Origin of the sequence: Mesorhizobium sp. CCNWLY176, assembly GCF_037153935.1 — a bacterium.
Lineage (GTDB): Bacteria > Pseudomonadota > Alphaproteobacteria > Rhizobiales > Rhizobiaceae > Mesorhizobium_M > Mesorhizobium_M zhangyense.
The window spans coordinates 1-25,087 of the sequence record NZ_JBBBDZ010000009.1 but is presented as its reverse complement, the minus strand read 5'-3'; the positions used below and the strand labels follow the sequence as shown (position 1 = coordinate 25,087).

24 protein-coding genes and 1 other RNA gene are annotated in these 25,087 nt (G+C 62.4%); 15 read left to right on the top strand and 10 right to left on the bottom strand.

Features of this window, described 5'->3' with window-relative positions:
- Positions 1 to 10: 10 nt before the first annotated feature.
- On the bottom strand, positions 11 to 436 hold the full coding sequence (locus WBQ96_RS16060; RefSeq protein ID WP_165121477.1) for a DUF6481 family protein: 426 nt from the start codon (positions 434 to 436) through the stop codon (positions 11 to 13).
- A gap of 225 nt (positions 437 to 661) precedes the next feature.
- Here WBQ96_RS16060 and WBQ96_RS16055 point away from each other — a divergent pair, with 225 nt between their 5' ends.
- From WBQ96_RS16055 to WBQ96_RS16045, 3 genes are all read left to right on the top strand, one after another.
- Positions 662 to 1,717 (top strand): LLM class flavin-dependent oxidoreductase, encoded by a 1,056-nt coding sequence (locus tag WBQ96_RS16055; RefSeq protein WP_336552110.1) that lies wholly within the window; start codon positions 662 to 664, stop codon positions 1,715 to 1,717.
- A 112-nt stretch (positions 1,718 to 1,829) separates the two neighbouring features.
- Positions 1,830 to 2,984: an AI-2E family transporter gene (locus WBQ96_RS16050; protein ID WP_336552112.1), complete on the top strand. Its 1,155-nt coding sequence runs from the start codon at positions 1,830 to 1,832 to the stop codon at positions 2,982 to 2,984.
- A gap of 66 nt (positions 2,985 to 3,050) precedes the next feature.
- On the top strand, positions 3,051 to 4,052 hold the full coding sequence (locus tag WBQ96_RS16045) for an LLM class flavin-dependent oxidoreductase (RefSeq protein ID WP_119813535.1): 1,002 nt from the start codon (positions 3,051 to 3,053) through the stop codon (positions 4,050 to 4,052).
- A gap of 145 nt (positions 4,053 to 4,197) precedes the next feature.
- Here WBQ96_RS16045 and WBQ96_RS16040 read toward each other — a convergent pair whose 3' ends face one another.
- The 5 genes from WBQ96_RS16040 to ffs all read right to left on the bottom strand — a co-directional run bounded on the left by WBQ96_RS16040 (position 4,198) and on the right by ffs (position 8,801).
- On the bottom strand, positions 4,198 to 5,385 hold the full coding sequence (locus WBQ96_RS16040) for a lytic murein transglycosylase (RefSeq protein ID WP_442920848.1): 1,188 nt from the start codon (positions 5,383 to 5,385) through the stop codon (positions 4,198 to 4,200).
- A gap of 277 nt (positions 5,386 to 5,662) precedes the next feature.
- The gene (gene recR / locus WBQ96_RS16035) at positions 5,663 to 6,268 is read right to left on the bottom strand and encodes a recombination mediator RecR (protein WP_091917365.1); all 606 of its coding nucleotides are present in this window, start codon (positions 6,266 to 6,268) and stop codon (positions 5,663 to 5,665) included.
- A gap of 182 nt (positions 6,269 to 6,450) precedes the next feature.
- Positions 6,451 to 6,774, bottom strand: coding sequence for a YbaB/EbfC family nucleoid-associated protein (locus tag WBQ96_RS16030; RefSeq protein WP_336552119.1), 324 nt, complete (start codon positions 6,772 to 6,774; stop codon positions 6,451 to 6,453).
- Positions 6,775 to 6,793: 19 nt separating this feature from the next.
- On the bottom strand, positions 6,794 to 8,599 hold the full coding sequence (locus WBQ96_RS16025) for a DNA polymerase III subunit gamma/tau (RefSeq protein ID WP_336552120.1): 1,806 nt from the start codon (positions 8,597 to 8,599) through the stop codon (positions 6,794 to 6,796).
- Between the two features lie 104 nt (positions 8,600 to 8,703).
- Positions 8,704 to 8,801, bottom strand: an RNA gene (ffs, locus tag WBQ96_RS16020) — signal recognition particle sRNA small type.
- 138 nt (positions 8,802 to 8,939) lie between these two features.
- Here ffs and WBQ96_RS16015 point away from each other — a divergent pair.
- Both WBQ96_RS16015 and nudC read left to right on the top strand, forming a co-directional pair.
- Positions 8,940 to 9,362, top strand: a complete 423-nt coding sequence (locus WBQ96_RS16015) for an HIT family protein (RefSeq protein ID WP_336552121.1) — start codon at positions 8,940 to 8,942, stop codon at positions 9,360 to 9,362.
- A gap of 26 nt (positions 9,363 to 9,388) precedes the next feature.
- Entirely contained in the window at positions 9,389 to 10,324 is a 936-nt protein-coding gene (gene nudC / locus WBQ96_RS16010) for an NAD(+) diphosphatase (RefSeq protein ID WP_336552123.1), read from the top strand.
- An 18-nt stretch (positions 10,325 to 10,342) separates the two neighbouring features.
- Here nudC and WBQ96_RS16005 read toward each other — a convergent pair whose 3' ends face one another.
- Positions 10,343 to 10,894 carry a dihydrofolate reductase family protein gene (locus WBQ96_RS16005; RefSeq protein WP_336552125.1) on the bottom strand — a complete coding sequence of 184 codons (552 nt, stop codon included), beginning with the start codon at positions 10,892 to 10,894 and terminating at the stop codon, positions 10,343 to 10,345.
- 173 nt (positions 10,895 to 11,067) lie between these two features.
- Here WBQ96_RS16005 and WBQ96_RS16000 point away from each other — a divergent pair, with 173 nt between their 5' ends.
- Positions 11,068 to 11,949, top strand: a complete 882-nt coding sequence (locus WBQ96_RS16000; RefSeq protein ID WP_336552127.1) for a bifunctional helix-turn-helix transcriptional regulator/GNAT family N-acetyltransferase — start codon at positions 11,068 to 11,070, stop codon at positions 11,947 to 11,949.
- 267 nt (positions 11,950 to 12,216) lie between these two features.
- Here the strand turns inward: WBQ96_RS16000 and WBQ96_RS15995 are convergent, their stop codons facing one another.
- The gene (locus WBQ96_RS15995; protein WP_165121609.1) at positions 12,217 to 13,080 is read right to left on the bottom strand and encodes a prephenate dehydratase; all 864 of its coding nucleotides are present in this window, start codon (positions 13,078 to 13,080) and stop codon (positions 12,217 to 12,219) included.
- A gap of 2 nt (positions 13,081 to 13,082) precedes the next feature.
- Positions 13,083 to 13,823: a 3-deoxy-manno-octulosonate cytidylyltransferase gene (locus tag WBQ96_RS15990; RefSeq protein ID WP_336552130.1), complete on the bottom strand. Its 741-nt coding sequence runs from the start codon at positions 13,821 to 13,823 to the stop codon at positions 13,083 to 13,085.
- Between the two features lie 201 nt (positions 13,824 to 14,024).
- Between WBQ96_RS15990 and WBQ96_RS15985 the strand changes: the two genes are divergently transcribed.
- The 9 genes from WBQ96_RS15985 (at position 14,025) to WBQ96_RS15945 (ending at position 24,202) form a co-directional block, all read left to right on the top strand.
- Positions 14,025 to 14,702 (top strand): c-type cytochrome, encoded by a 678-nt coding sequence (locus tag WBQ96_RS15985; protein WP_336552132.1) that lies wholly within the window; start codon positions 14,025 to 14,027, stop codon positions 14,700 to 14,702.
- A gap of 147 nt (positions 14,703 to 14,849) precedes the next feature.
- Positions 14,850 to 16,730: an extracellular solute-binding protein gene (locus tag WBQ96_RS15980; protein ID WP_336552134.1), complete on the top strand. Its 1,881-nt coding sequence runs from the start codon at positions 14,850 to 14,852 to the stop codon at positions 16,728 to 16,730.
- Positions 16,730 to 18,613 (top strand): extracellular solute-binding protein, encoded by a 1,884-nt coding sequence (locus tag WBQ96_RS15975; RefSeq protein WP_336552137.1) that lies wholly within the window; start codon positions 16,730 to 16,732, stop codon positions 18,611 to 18,613. The genes WBQ96_RS15980 and WBQ96_RS15975 overlap by 1 nt, the downstream gene beginning before the upstream one ends.
- Positions 18,614 to 18,670: 57 nt before the next feature.
- Positions 18,671 to 19,774, top strand: coding sequence for a microcin C ABC transporter permease YejB (locus WBQ96_RS15970; protein WP_336552138.1), 1,104 nt, complete (start codon positions 18,671 to 18,673; stop codon positions 19,772 to 19,774).
- Entirely contained in the window at positions 19,774 to 20,910 is a 1,137-nt protein-coding gene (locus WBQ96_RS15965; protein ID WP_336552140.1) for an ABC transporter permease, read from the top strand. The genes WBQ96_RS15970 and WBQ96_RS15965 overlap by 1 nt, the downstream gene beginning before the upstream one ends.
- 49 nt (positions 20,911 to 20,959) lie before the next feature.
- Positions 20,960 to 21,208, top strand: coding sequence for a type II toxin-antitoxin system VapB family antitoxin (locus tag WBQ96_RS15960; protein ID WP_336552142.1), 249 nt, complete (start codon positions 20,960 to 20,962; stop codon positions 21,206 to 21,208).
- Positions 21,205 to 21,597, top strand: a complete 393-nt coding sequence (locus WBQ96_RS15955; protein WP_336552143.1) for a type II toxin-antitoxin system VapC family toxin — start codon at positions 21,205 to 21,207, stop codon at positions 21,595 to 21,597. The genes WBQ96_RS15960 and WBQ96_RS15955 overlap by 4 nt, the downstream gene beginning before the upstream one ends.
- Positions 21,594 to 23,222 carry an ABC transporter ATP-binding protein gene (locus WBQ96_RS15950; RefSeq protein WP_336552144.1) on the top strand — a complete coding sequence of 543 codons (1,629 nt, stop codon included), beginning with the start codon at positions 21,594 to 21,596 and terminating at the stop codon, positions 23,220 to 23,222. Before WBQ96_RS15955 ends, WBQ96_RS15950 begins: the two co-directional genes overlap by 4 nt.
- Positions 23,223 to 23,260: 38 nt before the next feature.
- Positions 23,261 to 24,202, top strand: coding sequence for a 2-hydroxyacid dehydrogenase (locus tag WBQ96_RS15945; protein ID WP_336552146.1), 942 nt, complete (start codon positions 23,261 to 23,263; stop codon positions 24,200 to 24,202).
- Between the two features lie 16 nt (positions 24,203 to 24,218).
- Here WBQ96_RS15945 and WBQ96_RS15940 read toward each other — a convergent pair whose 3' ends face one another.
- On the bottom strand, positions 24,219 to 24,617 hold the full coding sequence (locus tag WBQ96_RS15940) for an ester cyclase (protein WP_336552148.1): 399 nt from the start codon (positions 24,615 to 24,617) through the stop codon (positions 24,219 to 24,221).
- Between the last annotated feature and the right edge of the window lie 470 nt (positions 24,618 to 25,087).

Genomic DNA, 25,087 nt, shown 5'->3' with positions numbered 1-25,087 from the left:
CAGGTTTGCCTTACGCCCTTGGCGGCAGCGGCATGCGGCCGCCGCGTGCCTTGCGCGCAGCATAGCGCGCGTCGCGCTTGGCCTTGCGTTCGGCTTCGTCGGCCAGCACCCGCGTGATGCGGTCGGTCTCTTCCGCTTCGCGGATTTTGGCTTCCGCAGCCGCGGCTTCTTCCGCAGCGATACGGGCAGCTTCAGCCGCCGCTTCGCGCTCGGCCTTTTCGATCGCCTCGCGAGCCAGTCGCTCCTGCTTCAGCTTTTCCTTTTCGGCATTGCGCTTTTCGCGCGCCTCAAGGATCGCCTGACGCTCAGCCTTGCGAGCCAGAACTTCCGGATCGTCTTCAGCCGGACGCGCCTTGAAGCGGTTCAGCAGGGCTTTTCTTGCTTCGTTTGCGGCATTGCGCCGCTCGGAGAAATCTTGTTCCTTGTAGATAGCCAATTTTCGCCTTCAATTTTTTCTTTCGTACGCGCCGCTTACATACGCACGACAGCCAAGAGTTCAAGCGCCAAATGGACATGCCTGCCATGTAATCGGTAGTTGTTGCCCTGAGGGAACGGTTCGAAGCGTCGAATCCGAGATTGACTGTTCACAGCCCGGCCACTGGCGAGCGAGCCGGGGCGTCGCTACCTGTAGGCCAACAATCCCCATTTTCGAGGACAGATCATGGAACTCGGCCTTTACACTTTCGCGGATGTCAGCCTGAAACCCGGCCCCGACGCCATCTCACCCCATCAGCGCCTGCGCAACCTCATCGAGGAAATCGAACTTGCCGACCAGGTCGGGCTCGACGTGTTCGGCCTGGGCGAGCATCACCGCCCGGACTACGCGGCTTCCGCGCCCGTCGTAGCGCTGGCGGCGGCTGCCGAGCGCACCAGGCGCATAAAGCTCACAAGTGCGGTCACCGTCTTGTCGTCGGACGATCCAGTGCGGGTCTTCCAGCAGTTCTCGACGCTCGACCTGCTCTCGGGTGGGCGCGCCGAGATCATGGCGGGGCGCGGCTCCTTCATCGAATCCTTCCCGCTGTTCGGCTACAATCTGGAAGACTACGACCAGCTCTTCTCCGAAAAACTCGACCTGCTGCTGGCGCTGCGCGACAGCGAGCGCGTGACCTGGACAGGCGAGACGCGCCCGCCGATCAACGATCGCGGCGTCTATCCCCGTCCCTTCCAGGACAAGCTGCCGATCTGGATCGCGGTGGGCGGCACGCCGACTTCTGTGGCGCGGGCCGGTGCGCTCGGCCTGCCGCTTGCTCTCGCCATCATCGGCGGCGAGCCGGCGCGGTTCGCACCGCTGTTCGACCTCTACCGTCAGGCAGCGTCGCGGGCCGGTCACGATCCGGCGACCCTTGCCACCAGCATCAACGTCCACGGCTTCGTCGGCGAGACGACCGCACAGGCGGCAGACGATTTCTACGAGCCGCAGGCCGAGGTGATGAACCGCATCGGCCGCGAGCGCGGCTGGGGTCCGACGTCGCGGGCGCATTACGACCAGTCGCGGTCCCCGAGCGGCGCGCTGTTCGTCGGCAATCCCGAGCAGGTCGCCGAAAAGATTGTCGCCAATCATAAGCTGTTCAAGAACGACCGCTTCCTGCTGCAAATGGCGATCGGCATCATGCCGCATGCCAAGATCATGAAGGCGATCGAGCTGTTCGGCACCAAGGTCGCTCCGATCGTGCGGCGCGAGACGGCGGTGAAAGAGCTTTCGCTTACCGGAAGCTGACCTTCATACATCAGGGACTGCGGAACTTTCCGACTTCAGGCGCATTGTTGCGCCTGAAGGGATTTTCGCGTCGTCAGATCGTTCTGGCGTCCGCGAAGATCGGGGATCGACAATGAAAAATGAAACGGCCAGCCCTGCCGCCGATCCGTCGGCAGCAGCACGAACAGCGTCGGACACAAGGCTCATGCGCTCGCTGCTCATCGGTATCTTCATATTCATGGCAATCTACGCGCTCTATTTCGGGCGCGATTTTTTCATGCCGGTCATTCTGGCCTGCCTGCTGGCACTGATGCTGACCCCCATCGTGCGCTTCCTGCGCAAGCGCGGCATGCCCGAGGCGGTATCGGCCACCATACTGGTCGTCGTCTCCGTGCTCGGCATCGGCCTCGCGGGCTATCTTCTCAGTGGACCCGTCATCGCGCTGGTCAACGATGCGCCGGCGATCGGACGCCAGTTGACCGAGCGCCTCGCACATCTGCGCCATCCCTTCGAACAGATGATGAGCATTTCCCATCAGGTCGAGCGCGTCACCGAAACCGCGCAGGAGCCCGGCGTGCAGAAGGTCGTCGTGGCGCAGCCCGGCATCATCTCGCAGGCCGCCGGCAATCTGCTTTCGGCCGGTACGACCACGGCAATCACCTTCGTGCTGTCGCTGTTCCTGCTCGCTTCCGGCACGATGTTTTATGAGAAGATCATCCAGTCCTTCACCCGACTCAGCGAGAAGAAGCGGGCGTTGCGCGTCGTCTACGATGTCGAGCGCGAGATTTCGCGTTACCTGCTGACTGTGGCGCTCATCAATCTTGCCCTCGGCGTCGCCATCGGACTCGGTCTCTGGGCCATCGGCATGCCGAACCCGTTCGTCTGGGGCGTCGCAGCCACATTGTTGAACTTCCTGCCCTATATCGGTGCGCTGATCACCATCCTGCTTGTCGCGGTCATCTCCATCGTCAGCTTCGACAGCCTGTCCTACGCGATGGTCGCGCCGCTCTTCGTGGTCTGCTGCAACATCATCGAAGGCCAGTTCATAACGCCGCTCGTCGTCGGAAGACGGCTGGAGATCAACGCGGTGGCGATCTTCGTCGCCGTCGCCTTCTGGTCTTGGCTCTGGGGCTTTGTCGGTGCACTGATCGCGGTGCCGCTGCTCGTCATCGTCAAGGTCTTCTGCGATCATTTCGACAGCCTGCATCATGTCGGCAATTTTCTGGCCGCCCAGCAAACCGCCGAGCCGGAGGAAGAAGAATCAGAGGAACCGGCAAAAGCGGCCTGACGCCCTTTGCGAAGCAGGCCGGGCGTTCCTATATCCGGGCTTCCTACCCGCCCGGAGACCTGCCCCGTGATTCCACTTTCCGTTCTAGACCTGTCGCCGATCACCGAGGGCAGCACCGCCTCGCAATCGCTCGCCAACACGCTCGACCTGGCCCGCCACGCCGAGCGGCTCGGCTATAACCGCTACTGGCTGGCCGAGCATCACAACATGGCGGGCATCGCCAGTGCCGCCACCTCCGTGGTGATTGCCCATGTCGCCGGCGGCACCAAGACAATCCGCGTCGGTGCGGGCGGCATCATGCTGCCCAACCACGCCCCGCTGGTGATTGCCGAGCAGTTCGGCACGTTGGCTGCCCTTCACCCCGGCCGCATCGATCTCGGCCTTGGCCGCGCGCCGGGCACCGACATGAACACTGCCCGCGCGCTACGCCGCAATCTCGAGGCCGGCGTCGACAATTTCCCGCAGGACGTGGTCGAGCTCATCAACTATTTCGCGCCTGCCGAGCCCGGCCAGCGCGTGCGCGCCGTGCCCGGAGAAGGCCAGAACGTGCCGGTGTGGATACTCGGCTCCTCCACCTATGGCGCGCAGCTCGCAGCCATGCTCGGCCTGCCCTATGCCTTTGCCTCGCATTTCGCGCCGGCGGAGCTGGAACATGCCATCGACATCTACCGTTCGCGCTTCCAGCCATCGCAATTCCTAGACAAGCCTTATGTCATGCTCGGCCTGAACGTGTTTGCCGCCGAGACTGACGCGGAAGCAAAGTTCCTGTTCACCTCGCTGCAGCAGGCCTTCGTCAATCTGCGCACCGGCCACCCCGGTCCGCTGCCGGCACCTGTCGAGAACTACGACGCCGACCTCGACCCGATGGCCAAGGCCATGCTGGCACAGGCGCTTTCCTGCGCCATCGTCGGTTCGCCGCAGACTGTGCGTACCGGCCTCGACGCCTTCATCCGCCGCACCGGCGCTGACGAGCTGATGGTGACGGCGCAGATGTTCGACCATGCCGCGCGAATCAGGTCGTTCGAGATCCTTGCGGAAGCGCATAAGGAGCTGTCGCAGGCGGCTTGAGTGCCTTTTTCCCTCGCCCCGTTTACGGGGAGAGGGTGGCCGCGAAGCGGTCGGGTGAGGGGCAGCGCAAGCCAATCAAACGTTGGCTCCGCCCCTCATCCGCCTACCGGCACCTTCTCCCCGTAAACGGGGAGAAGGAAGAAACTCACCGCATCGCCTCAACCAACCCCTTGTCCGGATAACACGTCGCCGCGCGGCCGTTCTTTGCCTGCCAGACGCCTATCGAGCGGCGCGTCTTGAAGCCGGGCAGGCCGTCGGCGCTGCCGACATCGTAGCCGGCCTTTTCAAGCCCGCGCTGCATCGCCGCCACGTCCGACCGGTAAAGCCCGCCGACCTTGCCCCAGGCACCGGAAAAACCCTTGTCGCCATGCGCGATGCGATCAGCACCATGGCCGATGAACAGCGCATAGAGATCGCTCATATTGTATTCCTTGAGCACGTAGAAATTCGGCGTGACTATGAAGGCCGGGCCGCTGCGACCCGCCGGCATCAGCAGGAAACCTTCGGCCTTCAACTCACTGGCCGGAAACGGCTTGCCGCCGATGCGGGCAATGCCCATCGCCGCCCATTGCGATATTTTCTTGCCCTGATCCGGCCCTTCGAGCGAGCAAGAGACGCTGTCCGGCACGGTGACTTCAAAGCCCCAGTCGCGGCCTTTCACCCAGCCATAGTTGACGAGGTAGTTGGCGATGGAGGCCAGCGTGTCGGGCACGGAGTTCCAGATGTCTGGATGGCCGTCGCCATCGAAATCGACAGCATGCTTGAGGAAAGACGTCGGCAGGAATTGCGGCTGGCCGAGCGCGCCGGCCCACGACGATTTCATCTGGCCGGGATCGGCCAGCCCGCGCTGGACGATCTCAAGGGCAGCCAGCACTTCCTTTCGGAACATCTCCTTGCGGGTCGCCATGAACGCCTTGGTGCCCAGCACCTCGAAGGCGTTGTAGGGGATTTTCGCCGTGCCGAAACCCGACTCGCGCCCCCATATCGCCAGCACCACCTCGCCCGGCACCCCGTAGCGCTTCTCGATCGCGGCGAGCGTCTTGGCATACTGCCCGGCGCGCGAGCGGCCGCCTGCGGTCACATTGCCGATCGGCGCGAAGTAACTTCCCGGCGAGCCGAACTCGGCCTGATGCTGCTTCTGCGGCGTCTTCGGCTTGGTGCCCGGCATGACCAGATCGGGCAGCTTCAGATTGGGCGAAACGCCAGCAAAGGCAGCGTCAAAAGTCTTTTGCGAGATGCCGCGGCTCTTGGCTTCAGGCCACAGATCGGTTTTGAGCCACGCCTGGAACTGGCCATCGATCTTGGCGGCGGCGGCGGGGGAGAGGAGGAACAGCGATGCGAGAAGTACGAATAGAAGCGCGAACGCATTCGAGATAGGCGCTCTACGTTGCCCCCCTCTGGCCTGCCGGCCATCTCCCCCACAGGTGGGGAGATTAGCAGCGTCGCCTACGCTGCCTATCCGGCAACGTTGAAGATTAGCGAAAGCAGGGATGAAGGCTGATCTCCCCACCTGTGGGGGAGATGGCCGGCAGGCCAGAGGGGGGCAACGTCGAGCACAAGACTTCAAAGGACGATCAAACTTCATAATACATCCCCTGCCCCAAATCCTGTCAAAACACCGTCCGCGATTTCAGCGCCGCAGCCAGCGTACCCTCGTCGAGATAATCCAGCTCGCCACCCACCGGCACGCCATGCGCCAGCCGTGTGATCTTGACGCCGAAATCGGCGAGCTGGTCGGTCAGATAATGCGCCGTCGTCTGGCCCTCGACGGTGGCGTTGACGGCGATGATGATTTCCTTGATCTCGCCTTCTGAAACACGGCTGACAAGCTGCTTGATGTTGAGCTGGTCCGGGCCGATGCCGTCGAGCGGCGACAGCGTGCCGCCGAGCACGTGATAGAGCGCGTTCATGGCGCCAGCACGTTCCAGCGCCCAGAGATCGGCGACATCCTCGACCACGATCAGCGTCGCGCCATCGCGGCGCGGATCGGTGCAGATCGTGCAGGGGTCGACGGTGTCGACATTGCCGCAATTGGAGCAGATGCGGACCTTGTCGACCGCTTCGCCCATGGCGTCTGCCAGCGGCACCAGCAGCTGCTCCTTCTTCTTGATGAGATGGAGCGCCGCCCGACGCGCCGAACGCGGCCCAAGACCCGGCACCTTAGCCAGGAGCTGGATCAGGCGTTCGATTTCAGGGCCGGCGATTCGCTTGGACATGAAAGTGGTTTAGCGCAAGTCCGGGCCGTCGAACCAGTGTTAAAGCTGTTCGAAAATTCGCTTGGCCGAGTCAGATGGCGTGGTTTTCGAGAACCGAAGCGGAGCGGACATTCGGGTCCGTGAGCATCGGAAGCGCAGAAAACCGCGTCAGGTGGCCGGCCAAGTAGAATTTGCGGGCGGCTTTAGAACGGCAGCTTCATGCCGGGCGGGATCGGCAATCCTGCCGTCAGCGCCTTGGTCTTTTCCTGCATCACGGTCTCGACCTTGACCTTGGCGTCGTTGTGGGCGGCGAGGATCAGGTCTTCGAGGATCTCGACATCGTCCTCCTTGAACAGCGACGGGTCGATCTTCAGCGACTTCATCTCAAATTTGCCGGAAATCGTCACCTGCACCATGCCGCCGCCGGCCTGGCCGGAAGCCTCCAGCGTGGCGATTTCCTCCTGCATGGCCTGGAACTTGGCCTGCATTTCCTTCGCCTTGCCCATAAGGCCGAGAAGATCCTTCATGATCTCAATCCTTTGTTCGTCAGTTCTCGTCGTCGTCTTCGATCGGCGGCTCCGCCGGCATGTCGGCATCGGCTTCCGTATCCGGCGCATCGGGGATGCGCACGTCGATGATCTTGGCGCCCGGGAAGCGGGCGAGGATGGCGGCGACCGTCGGGTCGGCCTTGGCGTCGGTGAAGGCGTTATCGCGCTTTTCCGTTTCCATCTCGGAAAGCGTCTGCCCGCCCTCCTCGCGCGACAGCGACACCATCCAGTGCCGGCCGGTCCAGGCCTTCAGCTTTATCGTCAGGTCGTTCAGCAGCGTCTTGGGCGCATCCGGCGTCAGGCTGACATCGAGCCGGCCAGGCTCGACCTTGACGAGACGCACGCAGCGCTTGACCTGCACCTTCAGCGCCATATCGCGGTTGGCATCGGCAAGGTTGGCGACGTCGGCCAGCGACTTGATCGGAACGCTCGGCGTTTCCTCGACCACCGGCGAAGGCACGAAGGCCGCGGGAGCCGCTTCCGGCTCGCTCGCCACCAGCCGCATCGTCTGGCCGCCGCCATTGCTCGACGGCATGCGCGCCTGCGAAACGGCGCTTGCGCCATTGCCGGGGCCTGAGGGTGCCGAAGACGCGGACGGACGCGGCGCGGCGCCATTGGAAGCTGTGCCGTCGCCAAGCGATTTCAGCGCCTCGTCCAGCGTCGGCAGGTCGGCGGCGTGAGCAAGGCGGATCAGCACCATTTCGGCGGCACTGATCGGCCGGTTGGAGGACTGCACCTCGGGAATGCCCTTGAGCAGCATCTGCCAGGTGCGCGAAAGCACCCGCACGGACAGCGTCTGCGAAAATTCGAGCCCGCGCACGCGCTCGTCTTCGGAAAGCGAGGCATCGTCTGCGGCAGAGGGCACGAAGCGGAGGCGCGTGACCAGATGGTTGAATTCGGCGAGGTCGTTGAGCACGGCTACGGGATCGGCGCCGACATCATATTGCGCGCGCAGCTCGCCAATGGCCGAGGCCGCATCGCCCTTCATGACGTTCTCGAACAGATCGACGATCCGCGCCCTATCGGCCAGCCCCAGCATGGCGCGCACCGCTTCCGCGGTGACCTTTCCGGCACTGTGGGCGATAGCCTGGTCGAAGATCGATTGGGCATCGCGCATCGACCCTTCGGCGGCCCGCGCGATCATTGCCAATGCCTGATCCTCGGCCTCGACACTTTCCAGCCCGGCGATACGGCCGAGATCGGCCTTGATCATCGACGCATCGATGCGGCGCAGGTCAAAACGCTGGCAGCGCGACAGCACCGTGATCGGAACTTTGCGGATTTCGGTGGTGGCGAAGATGAATTTCACATGCGGCGGTGGCTCTTCAAGCGTCTTGAGCAGGCCGTTGAAGGCCTGCGTGGAGAGCATGTGCACTTCGTCGATGATGTAGACCTTGTAGCGCGCCGAGACCGGGGCGTAGCGCACCTGCTCGATGATGTCGCGGATGTCGTCGATGCCGGTATGCGAGGCGGCATCCATCTCGATCACGTCAACATGGCGGCCTTCCATGATCGCCTGGCAGTGCTCGCCGGGAACGGTCAGATCGACCGAAGGCTGGTTCACCTCGGCGGTCTTGTAGTTCAGCGCGCGCGCCAGAATGCGCGCCGTCGTCGTCTTGCCGACCCCGCGAACGCCGGTCAGCATCCAGGCCTGCGCTATGCGGCCGGAGGAAAACGCGTTGGTCAGCGTGCGGACCATCGGCTCCTGGCCGATCAGCCCGGTGAAATCGTTGGGACGGTATTTGCGCGCGAGCACGCGGTAGGCGGCGGTCTTGCCTGATGGTTGGTTTCCGGCTTCGCTCATCCGCCTGGCTTGCTCCCTTGGCCGCTCGGGCGCGACCGATTCCTCGGACAGAGTTTCGCCCGCACGGCTTGACGCCGTCAATGTCGCGGAAGAAGGGCGAAGAAGGTGGGAGGCTGGAACATGACCCGTTCCGGGCTCGTTAGGGCTGCTTCCTTCCGGACCTGACCCGGTTGGCGAGTGGATCGTCCACCACCAACCTCCCGGCTCTCATATCGGCAATTGTGCGATTAATTGCAAGAGCGAAGGCAAAAGCACCCGCCAAAAGCTTTTACGGCTCATGAACCCCTTGCGGGCCGCCTGCCAGCACTCTAGCCTCCACGCAAAATTCGAGGAAACGCCAATGATGCCTGGCCTGAAGGCCGGATTTGAGCTGAACGCCCGACTGGAGGCGGACAGCGAGCCCCTGATGTGGCTCGGTCTGTGCGAGCTGCGCATCATGAATGACAGCCGCTGGCCTTGGCTTATCCTCGTGCCGCAGCGCCCCGGCATCGAAGAAGTCCACGACCTGACGCCGCTCGACCAGGCGATGCTGACCTTCGAATGCAACACGGTCGCGCAGGCCCTCAAGAAGAGTACCGGCTGCACCAAGATCAATACCGGCGCCCTGGGCAATATCGTGCGTCAGCTTCATGTCCACGTCATAGCGCGATCCGAAGGTGACGCCGGCTGGCCCGGCCCCGTCTGGGGCTACGGCATGCGTGAACCCTATAAACGGTCTGACCTGCATGGTTTTTGCGAGAAGATACGGTCGGCATTACAGTAATCTTTTGAGCCATCATCGGACCCTGCATGACTTTTCGTCTATTCGACGCGCCTGAGCGCGAAGCGAGCCAATTCGTCGGCTTTGCCGGCAACCTCATAGATCGCCAGTCGGAAAACCGCAGCGACGATTCGGCCAGCAAGGCGCTGGCCGATCCGACCGCGCGGCTGATGCTGGTGCGCGACGGGCGGCTTTTCCTGAAACTGGCGGACGGCACATTCGACGGCTATTTCAACGCCGACGAAATCCCCGCCTTCAGCCCAGTGCTGGATCAGGCGATCCTGCTCGGCTTTTCCGAGGCCGGACCGGTGCTGGCGGCCCCGGCCGGGCTGGACATCGAACAGCTTCCCGAGACGGTGAAAGCGATCGACTACCGCTCGATCAACATGCAGGGCCTCATCGACCCGTCGGCAGTGGGCGCCATGGCGCAGGCTGCCGCGCTGCTTGCCTGGCATTCGACGCACAAATTCTGCGGGCGCTGCGGCCACGAGACCGAAATGCGCGCCGGCGGCTACAAGCGTCATTGCCCGAACTGCAATGCCGAGCATTTTCCGCGCACCGATCCGGTCGCCATCATGCTGACGGTGACGCCGGAAAAATGCCTGCTCGGGCGCAGCCGGCATTTCGCGCCCGGCATGTATTCGGCCCTCGCCGGCTTCATCGAGCCCGGCGAGACAATCGAGGCGGCGGTGCGGCGCGAGACGCTGGAAGAAGCCGGCATCAGGCTCGGCCGCGTCGTCTATCACGCCAGCCAACCCTGGCCGTTTCCCTATTCGCTGATGATCGGCTGCTTCGGCGAGGCGCTGAACGAAGATATCCGCATCGATGCCGAGCTCGAGGACTGCCGCTGGTTTTCCCGCGACGAGGTCCGCGACATGCTGGCGGGCAACCACGCCGGCGGCATTCTTGTGCCACCGAAGTCTGCGATTGCGCATCACCTGATCAGGGCGTGGGCCGAGAGCTGAACCGACCGGACCTCCGGTCTATTTCGTCACGGAATACCGGACGATGAGGCTGCCGTTCGAAAGCGGCCGCGATTCGGTAAGAGTGAGCTCGTGGCGAGCCCCCTTCTTGAACAAAAGCGTGCCTGATCCAAGAAGCCGCGGCACGACGCACAACAGAATCTCGTCGACCAGCCCCTGCTCCAGCAGCGAATGGATGAGGTCGGCGCTGCCGAAGACGTAGAGATCACGCTCGGCGTCCGCCTTGAGCCTGGCGATCTCGCCGCCGATGTCGGCGGTCACCCGCGTGTTGTTCCAGGTTGATGATGTGAGCGTGCGCGATGCCACCAGCTTCGGCAGGGCGTTCATGAAGTCCTTGACTGGCCCCTCGTCCGTCGTGGTCGTCCAGTAGTCGCGCATGCCCTCATAGGTCACGCGGCCGAACACCAGGGCCTCGGCGCTGCTCCCGAACTCCAGCGACATTTTCTCGAGTTCCGGTCCCCAGGCCGTATTATGGAAATCGAGATCCCACTTCTTGTCGCCCTCGAAATAGCCGTCCAGCGTGACGAGGTTCCAAACGATAAGCTTTGCCATTTTTCCATTCCTCCAAAACCGGTTGCAAAACCAAATCGGTTTTCTTTGTAGCAAACTGATAGTGAAATGCAACCGGTTTTTACGAGCATCGAGCAGGGAATTGCGCCGGCAGATTACCTGACCAATGTCAGATAAATCTTGATCTTCGCAAATTACCTGACTAAAGTCAGGTAATGAGCAAATTGCAAGTCGACCAGATCCGCAGTTTCAACCGCACAGTGACGCGCCGCATCGGCGTGCTGGAAGACAGCTATCTGCGCCGCGGTCGCCCGCTCGGCGAAGCGCGGCTGCTTTTCGAGATCGGGCCGGAAGGTGCGGGGCTTGGTGCGCTCCGCTCCCGGCTGGGGCTGGATTCAGGCTATCTCAGCCGCATGCTGCGTTCGCTCGAAACGCACGGCCTCGTTTCCGTCGACAAGCTAGACGGCGACGCCCGCAGCCGCTTTGCCACGCTGACCGAAAAAGGCCGCGCTGAGCACGCGGCTTACGACGAGCTGTCGGACGATCTGGCCAATTCCATTCTCGAACCGCTTTCGCCGGCAGCGCAGGATCGGCTCGTTGCCGCGATGGCGGAGGTCGAGCGCCTGCTTACCGCCGCCGCCGTCACCATCGGCGAGGAAGATGCCAACAGCGCTGATGCCCAGCAATGCATGGCGCTGTATATCGAGGAGCTGGCAACGCGCTTCGAAGAAGGTTTCGACACCAGCAAGGGAAACAGCGTGAGCGGCAGCGAGTTCATCCGTCCACACGGCAGCTTCCTGATCGCCAGGCTGGACGGCAGCCCTGCCGGCTGCGGCGCGGTGCGCATGCTCGATGCCGCGACGGCGGAGATCAAGCGGATGTGGGTAGCGCCTTCCGCGCGCGGGCTCGGCGTTGCCGGCCGCATGCTCCATAAACTGGAGGAAATAGCCCGCGAGCTGGGCGCGCAAACGGTCTATCTCGACACCAACCGCGCGCTTAGGGAAGCGCAGTCGCTCTACAAGCGCGATGGCTATGCGGAAATCAAGCCGTACAACGACAATCCCTACGCCGATCATTGGTTCGCGAAGCGGCTGTAGATCATCGCCTTAGCAGGGCAATCGCGTACGGCACAGTCGACCCCCACTCCGTCGCGCTTCGCGCGCCACCTCTCCCCCTCAAAAGGGGAGAGGAAGGGGTGCCAGCCTTGCGGACGGCGTTTCCTCTCCCCCGTCGATCGGGGGAGAGGTGGCTCGGCGAAGCCGAGACGGAGTGGGGGTCGAATTCTTATGCGACAGCCCTCCGCTTTATGGGAAGGGGTTAGGGGCGGGCGGCCTTCCTATGCGATAGCCTAAGACGCCTTAAGCTCAGTCAATCGCATTCCAGCTCTGGCGCTCGTCATTCGCCGGGTAGACGCCAAGGATGCGGACTTCCTTGGAGAAGAAGCGCAACTCCTCGAGCGCGTTCTTAAGACCCTGGTCTTCCGGGTGGCCTTCGACGTCGGCGTAGAACTGCGTCGCGGTGAAGGCGCCGAGCTGGTAGCTTTCCAGCTTGGTCATGTTGATGCCGTTGGTGGCGAAGCCGCCCATTGCCTTGTAGAGCGCTGCCGGCACGTTGCGGACGCGGAAGACGAAGGTCGTCATCATCTTGGCGTCGGGGCTCGGACGCTCCACCCATTGCTTGTTCTTGGTCAGGACGACGAAGCGCGTAACGTTGCTGTCGGTGTCCTCGACATTTTCTTCCAGGATATCGAGGCCGTAGAGGCTGGAGGCGAGGCGCGGCGCCAGTGCGCCCATCGTCCGGTCCTTCACCTCGGCCACCAGCTTGGCAGCACCTGCCGTGTCACCGGCGACCACCGGCTTCCAGCCATTCTTGCGGATGTATTTGCGGCACTGGCCGAGCGCGTGGATGTGGCTGTGGATGGTCTTGATTTCCTGCCGCTTCACGCCCGGCAACACCATCAACTGGAAATGGATCGGCAGAAAATATTCGCCGACAATGTGCAGCTTCGATTCGGGCAGCAGGTGATGGATATCGGCAACGCGGCCGGCGATCGTGTTCTCGATCGGGATCATGGCGAGGTCGGCCTTGCCGGTTTCGACCGCGTTGAACGCATCCTCGAAGGTCGGGCACGGCAACGGCTCCATGTCGGGATAGACGTTGCGGCAGGCCGTGTCGGAATTCGCGCCCGGCTCGCCCTGGAAGGAAATGCGGTTGGTCTTGTCGGGCATGGTCAGGCCTTGTCTTTTCTGGACAGAATTTCGCGGGCGCGTTCGAGGTCTTCGGGCGTGTCGACGCCCAGCGGCACCGTCGCCACGATCTCGGCATCGATGCGCATGCCGGCTTCCAGCGCGCGCAGCTGCTCCAGCTTTTCGCGCTTTTCCAGCGGCGACGGCTTCAGCTTGACGAAACGCTCAAGCGCAGCGCGGCGATAGGCATAGAGCCCGATGTGATGGAAAAGCGCCCCCTCGCCCCAGGGCGCGGTGGCCCGGGTGAAATACAGCGCGCGCAGGCGATTTTCCGAAAGCGGCGAACCGACGATCTTGACGACGTTCGGATTGGTTCTTTCGTCGTCGCGGGTGATTTCCACGCCGATGGTGGCGATATCGACCGCCGGGTCCTCGAACGGCGCAAGGGCGGAGCGGATCGTTTGCGGGTCGATCGTCGGCAGGTCGCCCTGGACGTTGATGATGGTTTCAACCGCGCCGTCGGGATCAACCGTCGTCAGCGCTTCAAAAATCCGGTCGGAGCCCGATTCGTGCTCGACGCGGGTCATGACGGCCTCGAAACCATGGGCGCGCACCGCATCCGCCACCTCTACAGTGTCGGTGGCAACCACCACGCGGCCCAGTCCGCTTTCCCTGGCGCGCTCGGCGACATGGACGATCATCGGCCGGCCGCAGATGTCGGCGAGCGGCTTGCCGGGCAGGCGCGTGGCGCGCATTCGCGCGGGAATCAGGATGAGTGGTGACATGGAAGCTACAAATCGATCCGAAAGGGCGGCGGTTAAAGTGGCAAAAGGTCTCACTGGCACCGCCCTTATAGGTGTTGCAACGGTCGAGCAAAAGACCTAGTTTCCGCCCAATTCTGCCGGTCCCGACCGGTGGGGACGCAATGCCGTCGGCACCGGAAGCGACACTTCCGCTGGCAAGCCGGCCAAGGGAGACTGGGGCGAATGGACTCATTCGAATTCAACAAATTGATCGGCGGCCTCCTGGCTACCGTTTTCGTCGTCTTTTCGATCTCCCTGGCGTCCGATGCGATTTTCGCTTCGCCCGCGCCTGAAAAGCCCGGCTTCATCGTCGAGGCAGCCGAGGAAGCGCCAGCCGGCGGCGCCGCTGAAGCGCCGGCGGCAAAGCCGATCGCCGAACTGCTCGCAACCGCCGATGCCAAGGCCGGCGAAGCCGTGTTCAAGAAGTGCACGGCCTGCCATTCCGGCGAAAAGGGCGGCCCCAACAAGGTCGGCCCCGATCTCTGGGACCTCGTCGATCGTCCGGTCGGCGAGCATGAAGGCTTTGCCTATTCCGCCGGCATGAAGGACTTCTCGAAGAATGGCGGCACACACTGGACCTACGACAACCTCAACCACTTCCTCACCTCGCCCAAGGGCTTCGTGAAGGGAACGGCCATGGGTTTTGCCGGCATCAAGAAGGACGACGAGCGCGCCAACCTGATCGCCTATCTGCGCACGCTGTCGGACAGCCCGAAGCCGCTGCCTGAAGCAGGCGCCGCTCCGGCCGAAGGTGCAGCCCCGGCTGAGGGTGCCGCTCCCGCCGCGCCGGCGGAAGGTACTGCTCCGGCTCCCGCACCGGCAGAGGGTACTGCTCCGGCGCCGGCTGCACCTGCGCAGTAACGAAATAATCATCGCACAATCATGAAAAAGCCGGGTTCGACCCGGCTTTTTTGTTAGCGTTTTCGCATATGGTCGCGAATACTGGACAAACATGGTTTCCATTGCGGCGCGACGCCCTACACTGAAGACCTGACGGAAAGGATGACGATGAAGGCAGGATTGACGCGAACGATCGGCAAACTCGGGCTCCTACCGGCCCTGCTCGCGGCAAGTCTTCTTTCGGCATCGGCCGACGAATGGCGAACATCGTCCACGCTCGGCGACGACACCAAATACGGAAGCGAGTTCAAGCACTACGACTACGTCAACCCGAACGCCCCCAAGGGCGGCACGCTGAACAGCATCGCGACGGGCACGTTCGACAGCTTCAACCCCTATATCGTGCAGGGATCGCCTGCGGCCGGCTTCGCCCCCTTCGGTGGCGGCCTGCTCTATGAAATGCTGATGGAGCAGTCGATCGACGAGCCCGGCGTCAGCCATGCGATGATCGCCGAGGCCTATAAATACCCGGACGACTATTCCTCGGCGACCTACCGGCTCGATCCGCGCGCCAAATGGCACGACGGCACGCCCATCACCGTCGAAGATGTCATCTGGTCCTTCAACACGCTGAAGGCCAACAGCCCGCAATACAGCCGCTATTACGTCAATGTGAAGGAGGCGGTCGCCATCTCGGATCGCGAGGTGGAATTCCGCTTCGACCAGAAAGGCAACCGCGAACTGCCCAAGATCATGGGCGACCTCGCCGTGCTGCCCAAGCATTGGTGGGAAGGCACGGACAAGAACGGCAAGAAGCGCGACATCACCAAGCCGACGCTGGAAGCACCGCTCGGCTCAGGCGCCTACAAGATCGAGAGCTTCAAGGCAGGCTCCGAAATCATCTGGAGCCGTGTTCCCGACCACTGGTCGGCCACTGTCGGCGTCAATGTCGGGCGCAACAATTTCGACCGCCGTCGTTACGTGTACTTCCTTGACGAAACCGCCGCATGGCAGGCCTTCACCAAGGGCGGCATCGAGGACATCGAGCGGGAAGCCAGCGCGCGCCGCTGGATGACCGTCTACAACTTCCCGGCGCTCAACGCCGGCGATGTCATCAAGCGGGAATTCAAGGCGACCGGCCTGCAGAACATGCAGGCTTTTGCGATGAACCTGCGCCGACCGCTGTTCCAGGACAGGCGCGTGCGCGAGGCGCTTACCTACGCCTTCGATTTCGAGACCATGAACCGCACCCAGTCCTTCGGCCTGAACGTGCGAACCAACAGCTACTTCATCGGCAGCGAGCTTGCCTCGAACGGCTTGCCGCAGGGCAAGGAACTGGAGATCCTCAACCAGTACAAGGACAAGCTGCCGCCGGAACTGTTTACACAGGAGTTCAAGCTGCCGGTCTATGAGACGCCGCAGTCCGAGCGCGAAAATCTGCGCAAAGCGATCGCGTTGTTTGCCGAAGCCGGATGGAAGATCCAGAACGGCAAGATGACCAACGAGAAGGGCGAACCGTTTACCTTAGAAATCCTGGATTTCCGGCAGGGCGTCGAGCCGACGATCAACCCTTACATCGCCATGCTGCGCAAGATCGGCGTGACCGCCTCGCTGCGCATCGTCGACACCAGCCAGTATATAAACCGCGTCAATGATTTCGACTTCGACATGATAACCACGGTTCTTGCCCAATCGAGCTCGCCAGGCAACGAACAGCGCGATTACTGGAGCACCAAGGCAGCCGATTCTCCCGGCTCGCGAAACTATTCCGGCATCAAGGACCCGACCGTGGATGCTCTGGTGGAGCGGGTCATCTTTGCCACCGACCGCGAAGACCTCGTCGCCGCCACCCACGCGCTCGACCGGGTGCTGCTGTGGAATTATTACTACATGCCGCAGTTCAGCCGGCCGGATGTCTGGCTGGCCTATTGGAACAAATTCGGCGTCCCCGACAAGCAGCCCGACTATGTCGGTCCCGACATCGATTCCTGGTGGATCGACCCCGAGAAGGAAAAGGCGCTGGCCGCAAAATACAAGAGCGGCAATTGATGGCGGCAAGGCTCGCCCGACGAACATTTCTGGCCGGGGCCGCATCGGCCGTCGCAGCACCCCTGCTGCCCGGCCTTGCCTTCGCTGAAACGCCCACCGGCACCAGGCTGCATGGGCTTTCAGCCTTCGGCGACCTCAAATATCCGGCCGACTTCGCGCATTTCGACTACGTCAATGCCGACGCGCCGAAGGGCGGCATCTTCAACTTCTCGCCGCCCAACTGGTTCTACAATCAGAGCCCGCTGACCTTCAACACGCTGAACTCGTTCACCGCCAGGGGCGACGCGCCGCCGCGCATGGAAATGTGCTTCGATTCGCTCATGACCGGCGGCATGACCGGCGCGCTCGATGAGCCAGACGCCGTCTACGGGCTGCTCGCCCAGAGCGTGACCCTTTCGGACGACCGCAACACATTCGAATTCGCGCTGCGCCCTGAGGCGAAGTTCCACGACGGCACGCCGCTGACGGCAGAGGACGTCGCCTTCACCTTCAACATCTACAAAGACAAGGGCCACCCCGACCTGCTTCTGCCGCTGGCCCAGATGACCGAAGCCGTCGCCGTCGACGCCCGCACGCTGAAACTCAGTTTTTCCGGCAAGCAGTCGGCCCGCACGATCCTCAATGTGGCCGGCTTCCCAATCGTGTCGAAAGCCTATTTCGAGGCCAATTCCTTCGACAGCGCCAATATGAAGCCGCCGCTCGGCTCCGGGCCCTACAAGGTCGGCCGTGTCTCTCCCGGCCAGACCATCGAATTTGAGCGCGTTGCCGACTATTGGGGCCGGGACCTTCCGGTCAACCGTGGCCTCTACAATTTCGACCGCATCCGAATCGAATTCTACCAGGACCGGCAGGCCGGCTTTGAGGCCTTCAAGAAGGGCGACGTGCTCTACCGGCAGGAATTCACCGCCCGCGTCTGGGCGACGGGGTACGATTTTCCCGCCCTCAATCAGGGCAAGGTCGTCAAGCGCGAATTCCCGGCCGAGAAGCGTCCTTCCATGCAGGCTACCGCCATCAACCTGCGCCGCGAGCGCTTCCGCGACAGGCGCGTGCGGCAGGCGATCAACATGTGTTTCGACTTCGAATGGACGAAGCGCAACCTGTTCTACGGTTCCTACGATCGTTCGCAGTCCTGTTTCGAGAAGTCGGACTATCGCGCTGAAGGCACACCCTCGCCTGAAGAACTGGCGCTGCTGGAGCCGCTGCGCGGAAAAATACCGGACGAGACCTTCGGCGAGGCCGTGGTGCTGCCGGTGTCCGACGGCTCGGGACGCGACCGCAAGCTGCTTGGCGCTGCCTCAAAACTTCTGACCGAGGCCGGCTGGAAACGATCGGGCCAATTCCTCGCCAACGACAAGGGCGAGAGCCTCAGCGTGGAACTGCTCGTCGATGACGAAGGCTGGATCAGGATCGCTTCACCCTGGATCGAAAACATGAAGGCGATCGGCATCGATGCCTCGATCCGCAGCGTCGATTCGGCGCAATATGGAGCGCGGCAGGCGGAATTCGATTTCGACCTGATCGTGATGGCCGTGTCCTTCGACGCGACGCCGACGCGCGAAAGCCTCGAAGGCATTTTCCATTCGCGCTCTGCCACCCTTCCTGGCTCGCGCAATCTGCCCGGAACGACCGATCCCGGCATAGATGCCCTGGTCGACATCGCCGGCACTGCGACAGACCGCGAAACGCTGACGACGGCACTGCGCGCGCTCGACCGGGTCTTGCGCGCGCGGCAAGACTGGATTCCAAGTTGGTACCTGGCGAATCACCGGGCAGCCTTCTGGGACATGTTCGGCTACAAGGAGCCAAAACCAGATTTCGGCTTTCCGGTCGAAGCGATGTGGTGGTTTGACAAGGACAAGGCGGCAGCGATTGGCAAAGCCTAGGTTTATAGTTTTGGGAAGGGACTGCGCCCCTTCTAGTTCCTCGATGGGATTTGCCTGATGGGCGCCTATATCCTCCGGCGCATTCTGCTGATGATCCCGACGCTGCTCGGCATCATGGCGATTTCCTTTGCGGTGGTGCAGTTCGCGCCGGGCGGTCCGGTCGAGCAGGTCATAGCCAAGCTGACCGGACAGGGCGGCGATTCGAGCGACCGCATCTCCGGCGGCAGTGGCGCCGATGCCGGCGTCACCAATTTCGACGCCAGCGGCGTGACCTCATCGAAATATCGCGGCGCGCAGGGGCTCGACCCCGAATTCATCGCCAAGCTCGAAAAGCAGTTCGGCTTCGACAAGCCGCCGCTCGAACGCTTCGGCCTGATGCTGTGGAACTACGCCCGCTTCGATTTCGGCCAGAGCTATTTCCGCGATATCGGCGTGCTCGACCTCATTCTCGAGAAAATGCCGGTGTCGATCTCGCTGGGCATATGGCTGACGCTCATCTCCTACCTGATCTCGATCCCGCTCGGCATCCGCAAGGCGGTCAAGGACGGCTCTACTTTCGACACCTGGACCAGCGGCATCATCATCATCGGCTACGCGATCCCGGCCTTCCTATTCGCCATTCTGCTGATGGTCCTGTTTGCCGGCGGTTCCTTCTTCGACTGGTTCCCGCTGCGCGGGCTCACGTCCGACAACTGGGACCAGCTCTCCTTGGGCGGCAAGATACTCGACTACTTCTGGCACCTGGCCCTGCCGATGACGGCCATGGTGCTGTCGCAGTTTGCAGTGCTGACGCTGCTCACCAAGAACTCCTTCCTAGATGAGATCCGCAAGCAATATGTCGTCACCGCCCGCGCCAAGGGCCTGACGGAGCGCAGCGTGCTTTACGGCCACGTCTTCCGCAACGCCATGCTGATCGTCGTCGCCGGCTTTCCAGGCGCCTTTATCTCGGCCTTCTTCACCGGCTCGCTTTTGATCGAGAACATCTTCTCGCTCGATGGGCTCGGCCTGCTCGGCTACAAGTCGATCCTCGACCGCGACTACCCGGTGGTCTTCGCCAATCTCTATATCTTCTCGCTGATCGGCCTCTTCGTCAGCCTGCTTTCCGATCTCACCTATACATGGATCGACCCGCGCATCGATTTCGAGCGGAGGGACGTCTGATGGCCGTCATCGAGGACGTCACCACCCGCCCGGTTTCAAAGCCGTGGCTGTCGCCGCTCAACCAGCGGCGCTGGGCGAATTTCAAGGCCAACCGCCGGGGCTACTGGTCGCTGTGGATTTTCCTGGTCCTGTTCGTGCTGTCGCTGTTTGCCGAATTCATCGCCAACGACCGGCCGATCCTTGCCTCCTACAAGGGCGAAATCCTGTTTCCGGCGGTGATCGACTATCCCGAGGAAAAGTTCGGCGGGTTCTATGCCGTCACCGACTACCGCGACCCGGTGATCAGCGACGAGATCACGTCGAACGGCTGGCTCATCTGGCCGCCGATCCGCTACCACTACCGCACGGTGAACAACGAAGTCCCTGAGGCCGCCCCCGCGAAACCTTCCTGGATGTACGACAAGCAGACGCGCTGCGCACGCTACCCGAAAGGGGTCGATGACGAGAACTGCAACATCGGCAACTGGAACTGGCTCGGCACCGACGACCAGGCCCGCGACGTGCTTTCGCGTTCCATCTACGGCTTCCGCATCTCGGTTCTGTTCGGCCTGATCCTCACCGCCGGCTCCGCCCTCATCGGCGTCTCGGCCGGCGCCATGCAAGGCTATTTTGGCGGCTGGACCGACCTGCTCTTCCAGCGCTTCATCGAGATCTGGTCGGCCATTCCGGTGCTCTACCTGCTGCTGATCATCTCGGCGATCCTGCCGCCGGGGTTCTTCATTCTCCTCGGCATCATGCTCCTGTTCTCCTGGGTCGCCTTCGTCGGCGTGGTGCGGGCCGAATTCCTGCGCGCCCGCAATTTCGAATATGTGAACGCGGCCCGCGCGCTCGGCGTGCCCAACCGCACCATCATGTTCCGCCATTTGCTTCCCAACGCCATGGTTGCGACGCTGACCTTCCTGCCCTTCATCCTCAACGGCTCGATCTCGACTCTGACCTCGCTCGACTTCCTCGGCTTCGGCTTGCCGCCCGGCTCGGCCTCGCTCGGCGAGCTGCTCAAGCAAGGCCAGCGCAACCTCAACGCGCCCTGGCTGGCGCTGTCGGGCTTCGTCGTGATCTCACTGATGCTGTCGCTGCTGATCTTCATCGGCGAAGCCACCCGCGACGCCTTCGACCCGAGGAAGACGTTCAAATGATTTTTCGTTCATGGTATAATTTGGATAGTTTTCTACCATGGAGACGATCATGGGCATGAACATCAAGAGCGAAAAGGCACAGCGACTGGCGCGGCAGCTCGCCGACGAGACCGGACAGAGCATGACGGGTGCCATCGAGCAGGCACTGGAGGCCGAGATCGCACGGCTGCATCTGCAACGGGATATTGCAGAGCGCAAACGGCGCGTTCGCGAGATCGTCAAGAGCTTCGGGCCGGTTCCCGAAGGCGTCACCAGCGATCACTCCGACCTGTATGACGAATGGGGACTGCCAACGTGATCGTGGATGCGTCGGCACTTCTTGCGATCATTTTCGACGAGCCGGATGGCGAGCGCATGGAGAACATGCTCATCGAATCGCAGCGGCGTCCGGTGATGTCCCCGGTCAATTTCCTCGAAGCAACGGTTCGCGTCGATCAGATGAAGTCGGAGGCAAAGTCGCGAAAACTGGATGAGCTCTTGAAAGCCCTGGCGATCGAGATCGCGACGGTCACGCCCGAGCAGGCCTATCTCGCCCGCGAGGCCTACCAGAAGTTCGGCAAGGGCAACCACGAAGCCAGGCTCAATCTCGGCGACTGTTTTGCCTATGCGCTCGCAAAGGCGCGAAACGAACCGCTCCTGTTCAAGGGCGATGATTTCAAAAAGACCGACATCGAGGCCGCCATTTGACCTCCCCCCTCCTCTCCGTACGCGACCTTTCCGTCGCCTTCGCCCAGGGCGGCAAGGTGCAGACCGCTGTCGACCGCATTTCCTTCGACATCGCCAAGGGCGAGACGGTGGCGCTGGTCGGCGAATCCGGTTCGGGCAAGTCGGTGTCGGCGCTGTCGGTGCTCAAGCTGCTGCCCTATCCGTCGGCCAGCCACCCGTCCGGGCAGATAATGTTCGACGGCGCCGACCTGCTCGCGCTCGGCGAGAAGGATCTGCGGCGCGTGCGCGGCAACAAGATCACCATGATCTTCCAGGAGCCGATGACCTCGCTCAATCCGCTGCACACGATTTCGCAGCAGATCATCGAAATCCTCAAGCTGCATCGCGGGATGGCCGACAAGGCGGCGCGTGTCCGCACGCTGGAATTGCTCAACGAGGTCGGCATCCGCGATCCGCAGAAGCGCCTCGACGCCTATCCGCACCAGCTTTCCGGCGGCCAGCGCCAGCGCGTCATGATCGCCATGGCGCTCGCCAACGAGCCGCAACTGCTGATCGCCGACGAGCCGACGACCGCGCTCGACGTCACCGTCCAGGCGCAGATCCTCGAGCTTCTCGACGGCCTCAAGAAAAAGAATGGCATGTCGATGCTGTTCATCACCCATGACCTCGGCATCGTGCGCAAGGTTGCCGACCGCGTCTGCGTCATGACCAAGGGCAAGATCGTCGAGACCGGCCCGACCAAGGACATTTTCGCCAACCCGCAGCACGAATACACCCGCCATCTTCTGGCGGCCGAGCCCAAGGGCAAGCCGCCGCTCGCCGACGACACGGCCAAGACTGTCATGTCCGGCCGGGACATCAAGGTGTGGTTTCCCATCAAGGAGGGGTTCTTCCGCAAGACCGTCGATCATGTGAAGGCGGTCGACGGCATCGATGTGACAGTGCGCGCCGGCCAGACGCTCGGCGTCGTCGGCGAATCCGGTTCGGGCAAGACAACGCTCGGCCTGGCGCTGGCCCGCATGATATCGTCCAGCGGCAAGATCAATTTCAACGGCCGCGACATCAACCAGCTTTCCTTCAACGACATGCGCCCGTTGCGGCGCGAATTGCAGATCGTCTTCCAGGACCCGTTCGGTTCGCTCAGCCCGCGCATGTCGGTCTCCGACATCATCGAGGAAGGGCTGAAAATCCACGAACCGAAGCTCTCCGACGCCGAGCGCGACAAGCGCGTGGTCGACGTTCTCAACGAAGTCGGCCTCGATCCCGAAACGCGCTTCCGCTACCCGCACGAGTTTTCCGGCGGCCAGCGCCAGCGCATCGCCATTGCCCGCGCCATGGTGCTGAAGCCGCGCTTCGTCATGCTGGACGAGCCGACCTCGGCCCTCGACATGAGCGTGCAGGCGCAGGTCGTGGATCTGCTGCGCGAGCTGCAGGCCAAGCACGACCTCGCCTATCTCTTCATCAGCCACGATTTGAAGGTCATCCGGGCGCTCGCCAACGACGTCATCGTCATGCGCAACGGCCAGATCGTGGAATCCGGCCCCTCCCGCCAGATTTTCGAACAGCCGCAGTCGGACTATACTCGCGCCCTGATGTCGGCCGCGTTCAAGATAGAGACCGCGCCGGTCGGCGTCGTCAGCGAGTAGACAAACAAGAAAAGCAACAGAACGGGGAAACGTCTGGCATGGAGAAAGGCCGCATCCTGCTTTCGGTCACCGGGTTCAATCCGCAACGATGGCACGAGCTTTTGTCGGCGAGCCGCGAGGTGGCGCTGAAACCGGATGGGCCGGAAGACCAGTCCATCACCTATGCGGTGGTGTGGAAGCAGCCGGCCAACATCCTGGCGAAACTGCCCAATCTGCGCGCGGTCTTCTCGATCGGCGCCGGCGTCGATCATCTCTTCAACGATCCCGGCCTGCCCGATGTGCCGATCGTGCGCGTGGTGGCCGACAATCTCACCCAGCATATGGTCGAATATATCGTGTGGCGGGTCATGGATCATCACCGCCAGGGCGCGCTTTTCCGCAACCAGCAGCAGAAGAAGATCTGGCACGAGCCGCCGCAGCGGCTGGCGCGCGACATTTCGGTCGGCATCATGGGCCTGGGCGAACTCGGGCGCGCGGCGGCAAGCGTCCTGCTCGGGCTTGGCTTCCGTGTCAATGGCTGGGGCCGCACCGACCGCCCGATGGCCGGCGTCGAAACCTATCACGGCGATGCCGGGCTGGTGCCCTTCCTCAACGCCACCGATATCCTCGTCGTGCTTCTGCCGCTGACGCCGGCGACCAAGGGCATCATCGACTACGGCCTGCTGCGCCAGCTGCGGCGGCGCAACGGGCTAGGCGGCGCGGTGCTGATCAATGCCGGGCGCGGGCGGCTGCAGAAGGACGTGGACATTGTCCGCGCGCTGGAAGACGGAACGTTGAAGGAAGCCAGCCTCGACGTGTTCGAGGTCGAGCCGCTGCCCAAGACCAGCCCATTGTGGTCGCATCCCAAGGTGTTCGTGACGCCGCATTCCGGTGCGACCTCCGACCCCGCCCATCTCGCAGCCCCCATGCTGGCGCAGATGGACGCCTTCGAGCGCGGCGAGGCGTTGCAGAACGTGGTGAACCGCGAGGCGGGGTATTAGGCAGAGGCCCAGAACCTCACTGTGAGTTCGAAAGCTGCGCTTCGATGGCGGCCTTGTCGATGATCGACCATACGTTCTCGATGCGGTTCTCCCGAAACTCATAGAAGACGTTTTCGGAAAACGAGACCCTCTTCCCGTTTACGGGGAGACCGAACAGGATGCCTTTCGGGGTGCAGTCGAACTGCAAGCGGCTCGCTATGCGCGGCGGCTGCGAAATCAGCATCCTTATGTCGAAATAGAGATCCGGAATCGACCGAAAATCTCCCTCCAGCATCTCGCGATAGCCAGACAATCCGATCTGCTCGCCGTTGTAATGAACCTCCTCATGAACGAACCGCCCCAGATTCGCCCAGTCCTGCTTGTTTAGGCAGGCGATGTAGCCGCGGTAGATGTCGGAGAGGTCGGCTTTGGTCATGGAGGTGCACTCCGTGCTGCTTCAGGGTTTCTACGCAAGGTAGGGCGGCGCAGAAATTCTGCAAACGGGCTTCGATTTCGAGATAACGGAAATGAGTTCAGCGCTTCCAAGATCGACCTTGGTGATTGGCGGAGGCTGCCCTGACGTCGTCATCCCGGAAACCGTAGCGAAGCGAAGGTTATCTGGGACCCATTGGCCGCAGCATTCTGCACCGTTGTGTTCTTCTTTGAGGTTCCGGCATGTATCCCCGGGTCTCCGCCCTTCGCTTCGCTCGTGCTACGCCCGAGGATGACGAAGGGAAGGGCGATACCGCAAATCGCAAACGTTACCGCTGGCCGTAACCATGAACATCGCGGCCGGTCCCGATATTGACGCGCGTTCAGTACCGCCGAAGCTCTTCTCCATTCCGGCATGGATTCCCGACACTCTCCGCTCGTTCCTCGCTCACGAGGTCGAGAATGACGAATTGC

Coding starts and splice junctions, on each gene's coding strand:
- WBQ96_RS16050 (WP_336552112.1), top strand. CDS start 1,830: ATGAAAAATGAAACGGCCAGCCCTGCCGCCGATCCGTCGGCAGCAGCA.
- WBQ96_RS16000 (WP_336552127.1), top strand. CDS start 11,068: ATGAGCAAATTGCAAGTCGACCAGATCCGCAGTTTCAACCGCACAGTG.
- WBQ96_RS15960 (WP_336552142.1), top strand. CDS start 20,960: ATGGGCATGAACATCAAGAGCGAAAAGGCACAGCGACTGGCGCGGCAG.
- WBQ96_RS16030 (WP_336552119.1), bottom strand. CDS start 6,774: ATGAAGGATCTTCTCGGCCTTATGGGCAAGGCGAAGGAAATGCAGGCC.
- WBQ96_RS15980 (WP_336552134.1), top strand. CDS start 14,850: ATGAAGGCAGGATTGACGCGAACGATCGGCAAACTCGGGCTCCTACCG.
- WBQ96_RS15970 (WP_336552138.1), top strand. CDS start 18,671: ATGGGCGCCTATATCCTCCGGCGCATTCTGCTGATGATCCCGACGCTG.
- nudC (WP_336552123.1), top strand. CDS start 9,389: ATGACTTTTCGTCTATTCGACGCGCCTGAGCGCGAAGCGAGCCAATTC.
- WBQ96_RS15975 (WP_336552137.1), top strand. CDS start 16,730: ATGGCGGCAAGGCTCGCCCGACGAACATTTCTGGCCGGGGCCGCATCG.
- WBQ96_RS15985 (WP_336552132.1), top strand. CDS start 14,025: ATGGACTCATTCGAATTCAACAAATTGATCGGCGGCCTCCTGGCTACC.
- WBQ96_RS16015 (WP_336552121.1), top strand. CDS start 8,940: ATGATGCCTGGCCTGAAGGCCGGATTTGAGCTGAACGCCCGACTGGAG.
- WBQ96_RS15965 (WP_336552140.1), top strand. CDS start 19,774: ATGGCCGTCATCGAGGACGTCACCACCCGCCCGGTTTCAAAGCCGTGG.
- WBQ96_RS16025 (WP_336552120.1), bottom strand. CDS start 8,599: ATGAGCGAAGCCGGAAACCAACCATCAGGCAAGACCGCCGCCTACCGC.
- WBQ96_RS16055 (WP_336552110.1), top strand. CDS start 662: ATGGAACTCGGCCTTTACACTTTCGCGGATGTCAGCCTGAAACCCGGC.
- WBQ96_RS15990 (WP_336552130.1), bottom strand. CDS start 13,823: ATGTCACCACTCATCCTGATTCCCGCGCGAATGCGCGCCACGCGCCTG.
- WBQ96_RS15995 (WP_165121609.1), bottom strand. CDS start 13,080: ATGCCCGACAAGACCAACCGCATTTCCTTCCAGGGCGAGCCGGGCGCG.
- WBQ96_RS16005 (WP_336552125.1), bottom strand. CDS start 10,894: ATGGCAAAGCTTATCGTTTGGAACCTCGTCACGCTGGACGGCTATTTC.
- WBQ96_RS15940 (WP_336552148.1), bottom strand. CDS start 24,617: ATGACCAAAGCCGACCTCTCCGACATCTACCGCGGCTACATCGCCTGC.
- WBQ96_RS15945 (WP_336552146.1), top strand. CDS start 23,261: ATGGAGAAAGGCCGCATCCTGCTTTCGGTCACCGGGTTCAATCCGCAA.
- recR (WP_091917365.1), bottom strand. CDS start 6,268: ATGTCCAAGCGAATCGCCGGCCCTGAAATCGAACGCCTGATCCAGCTC.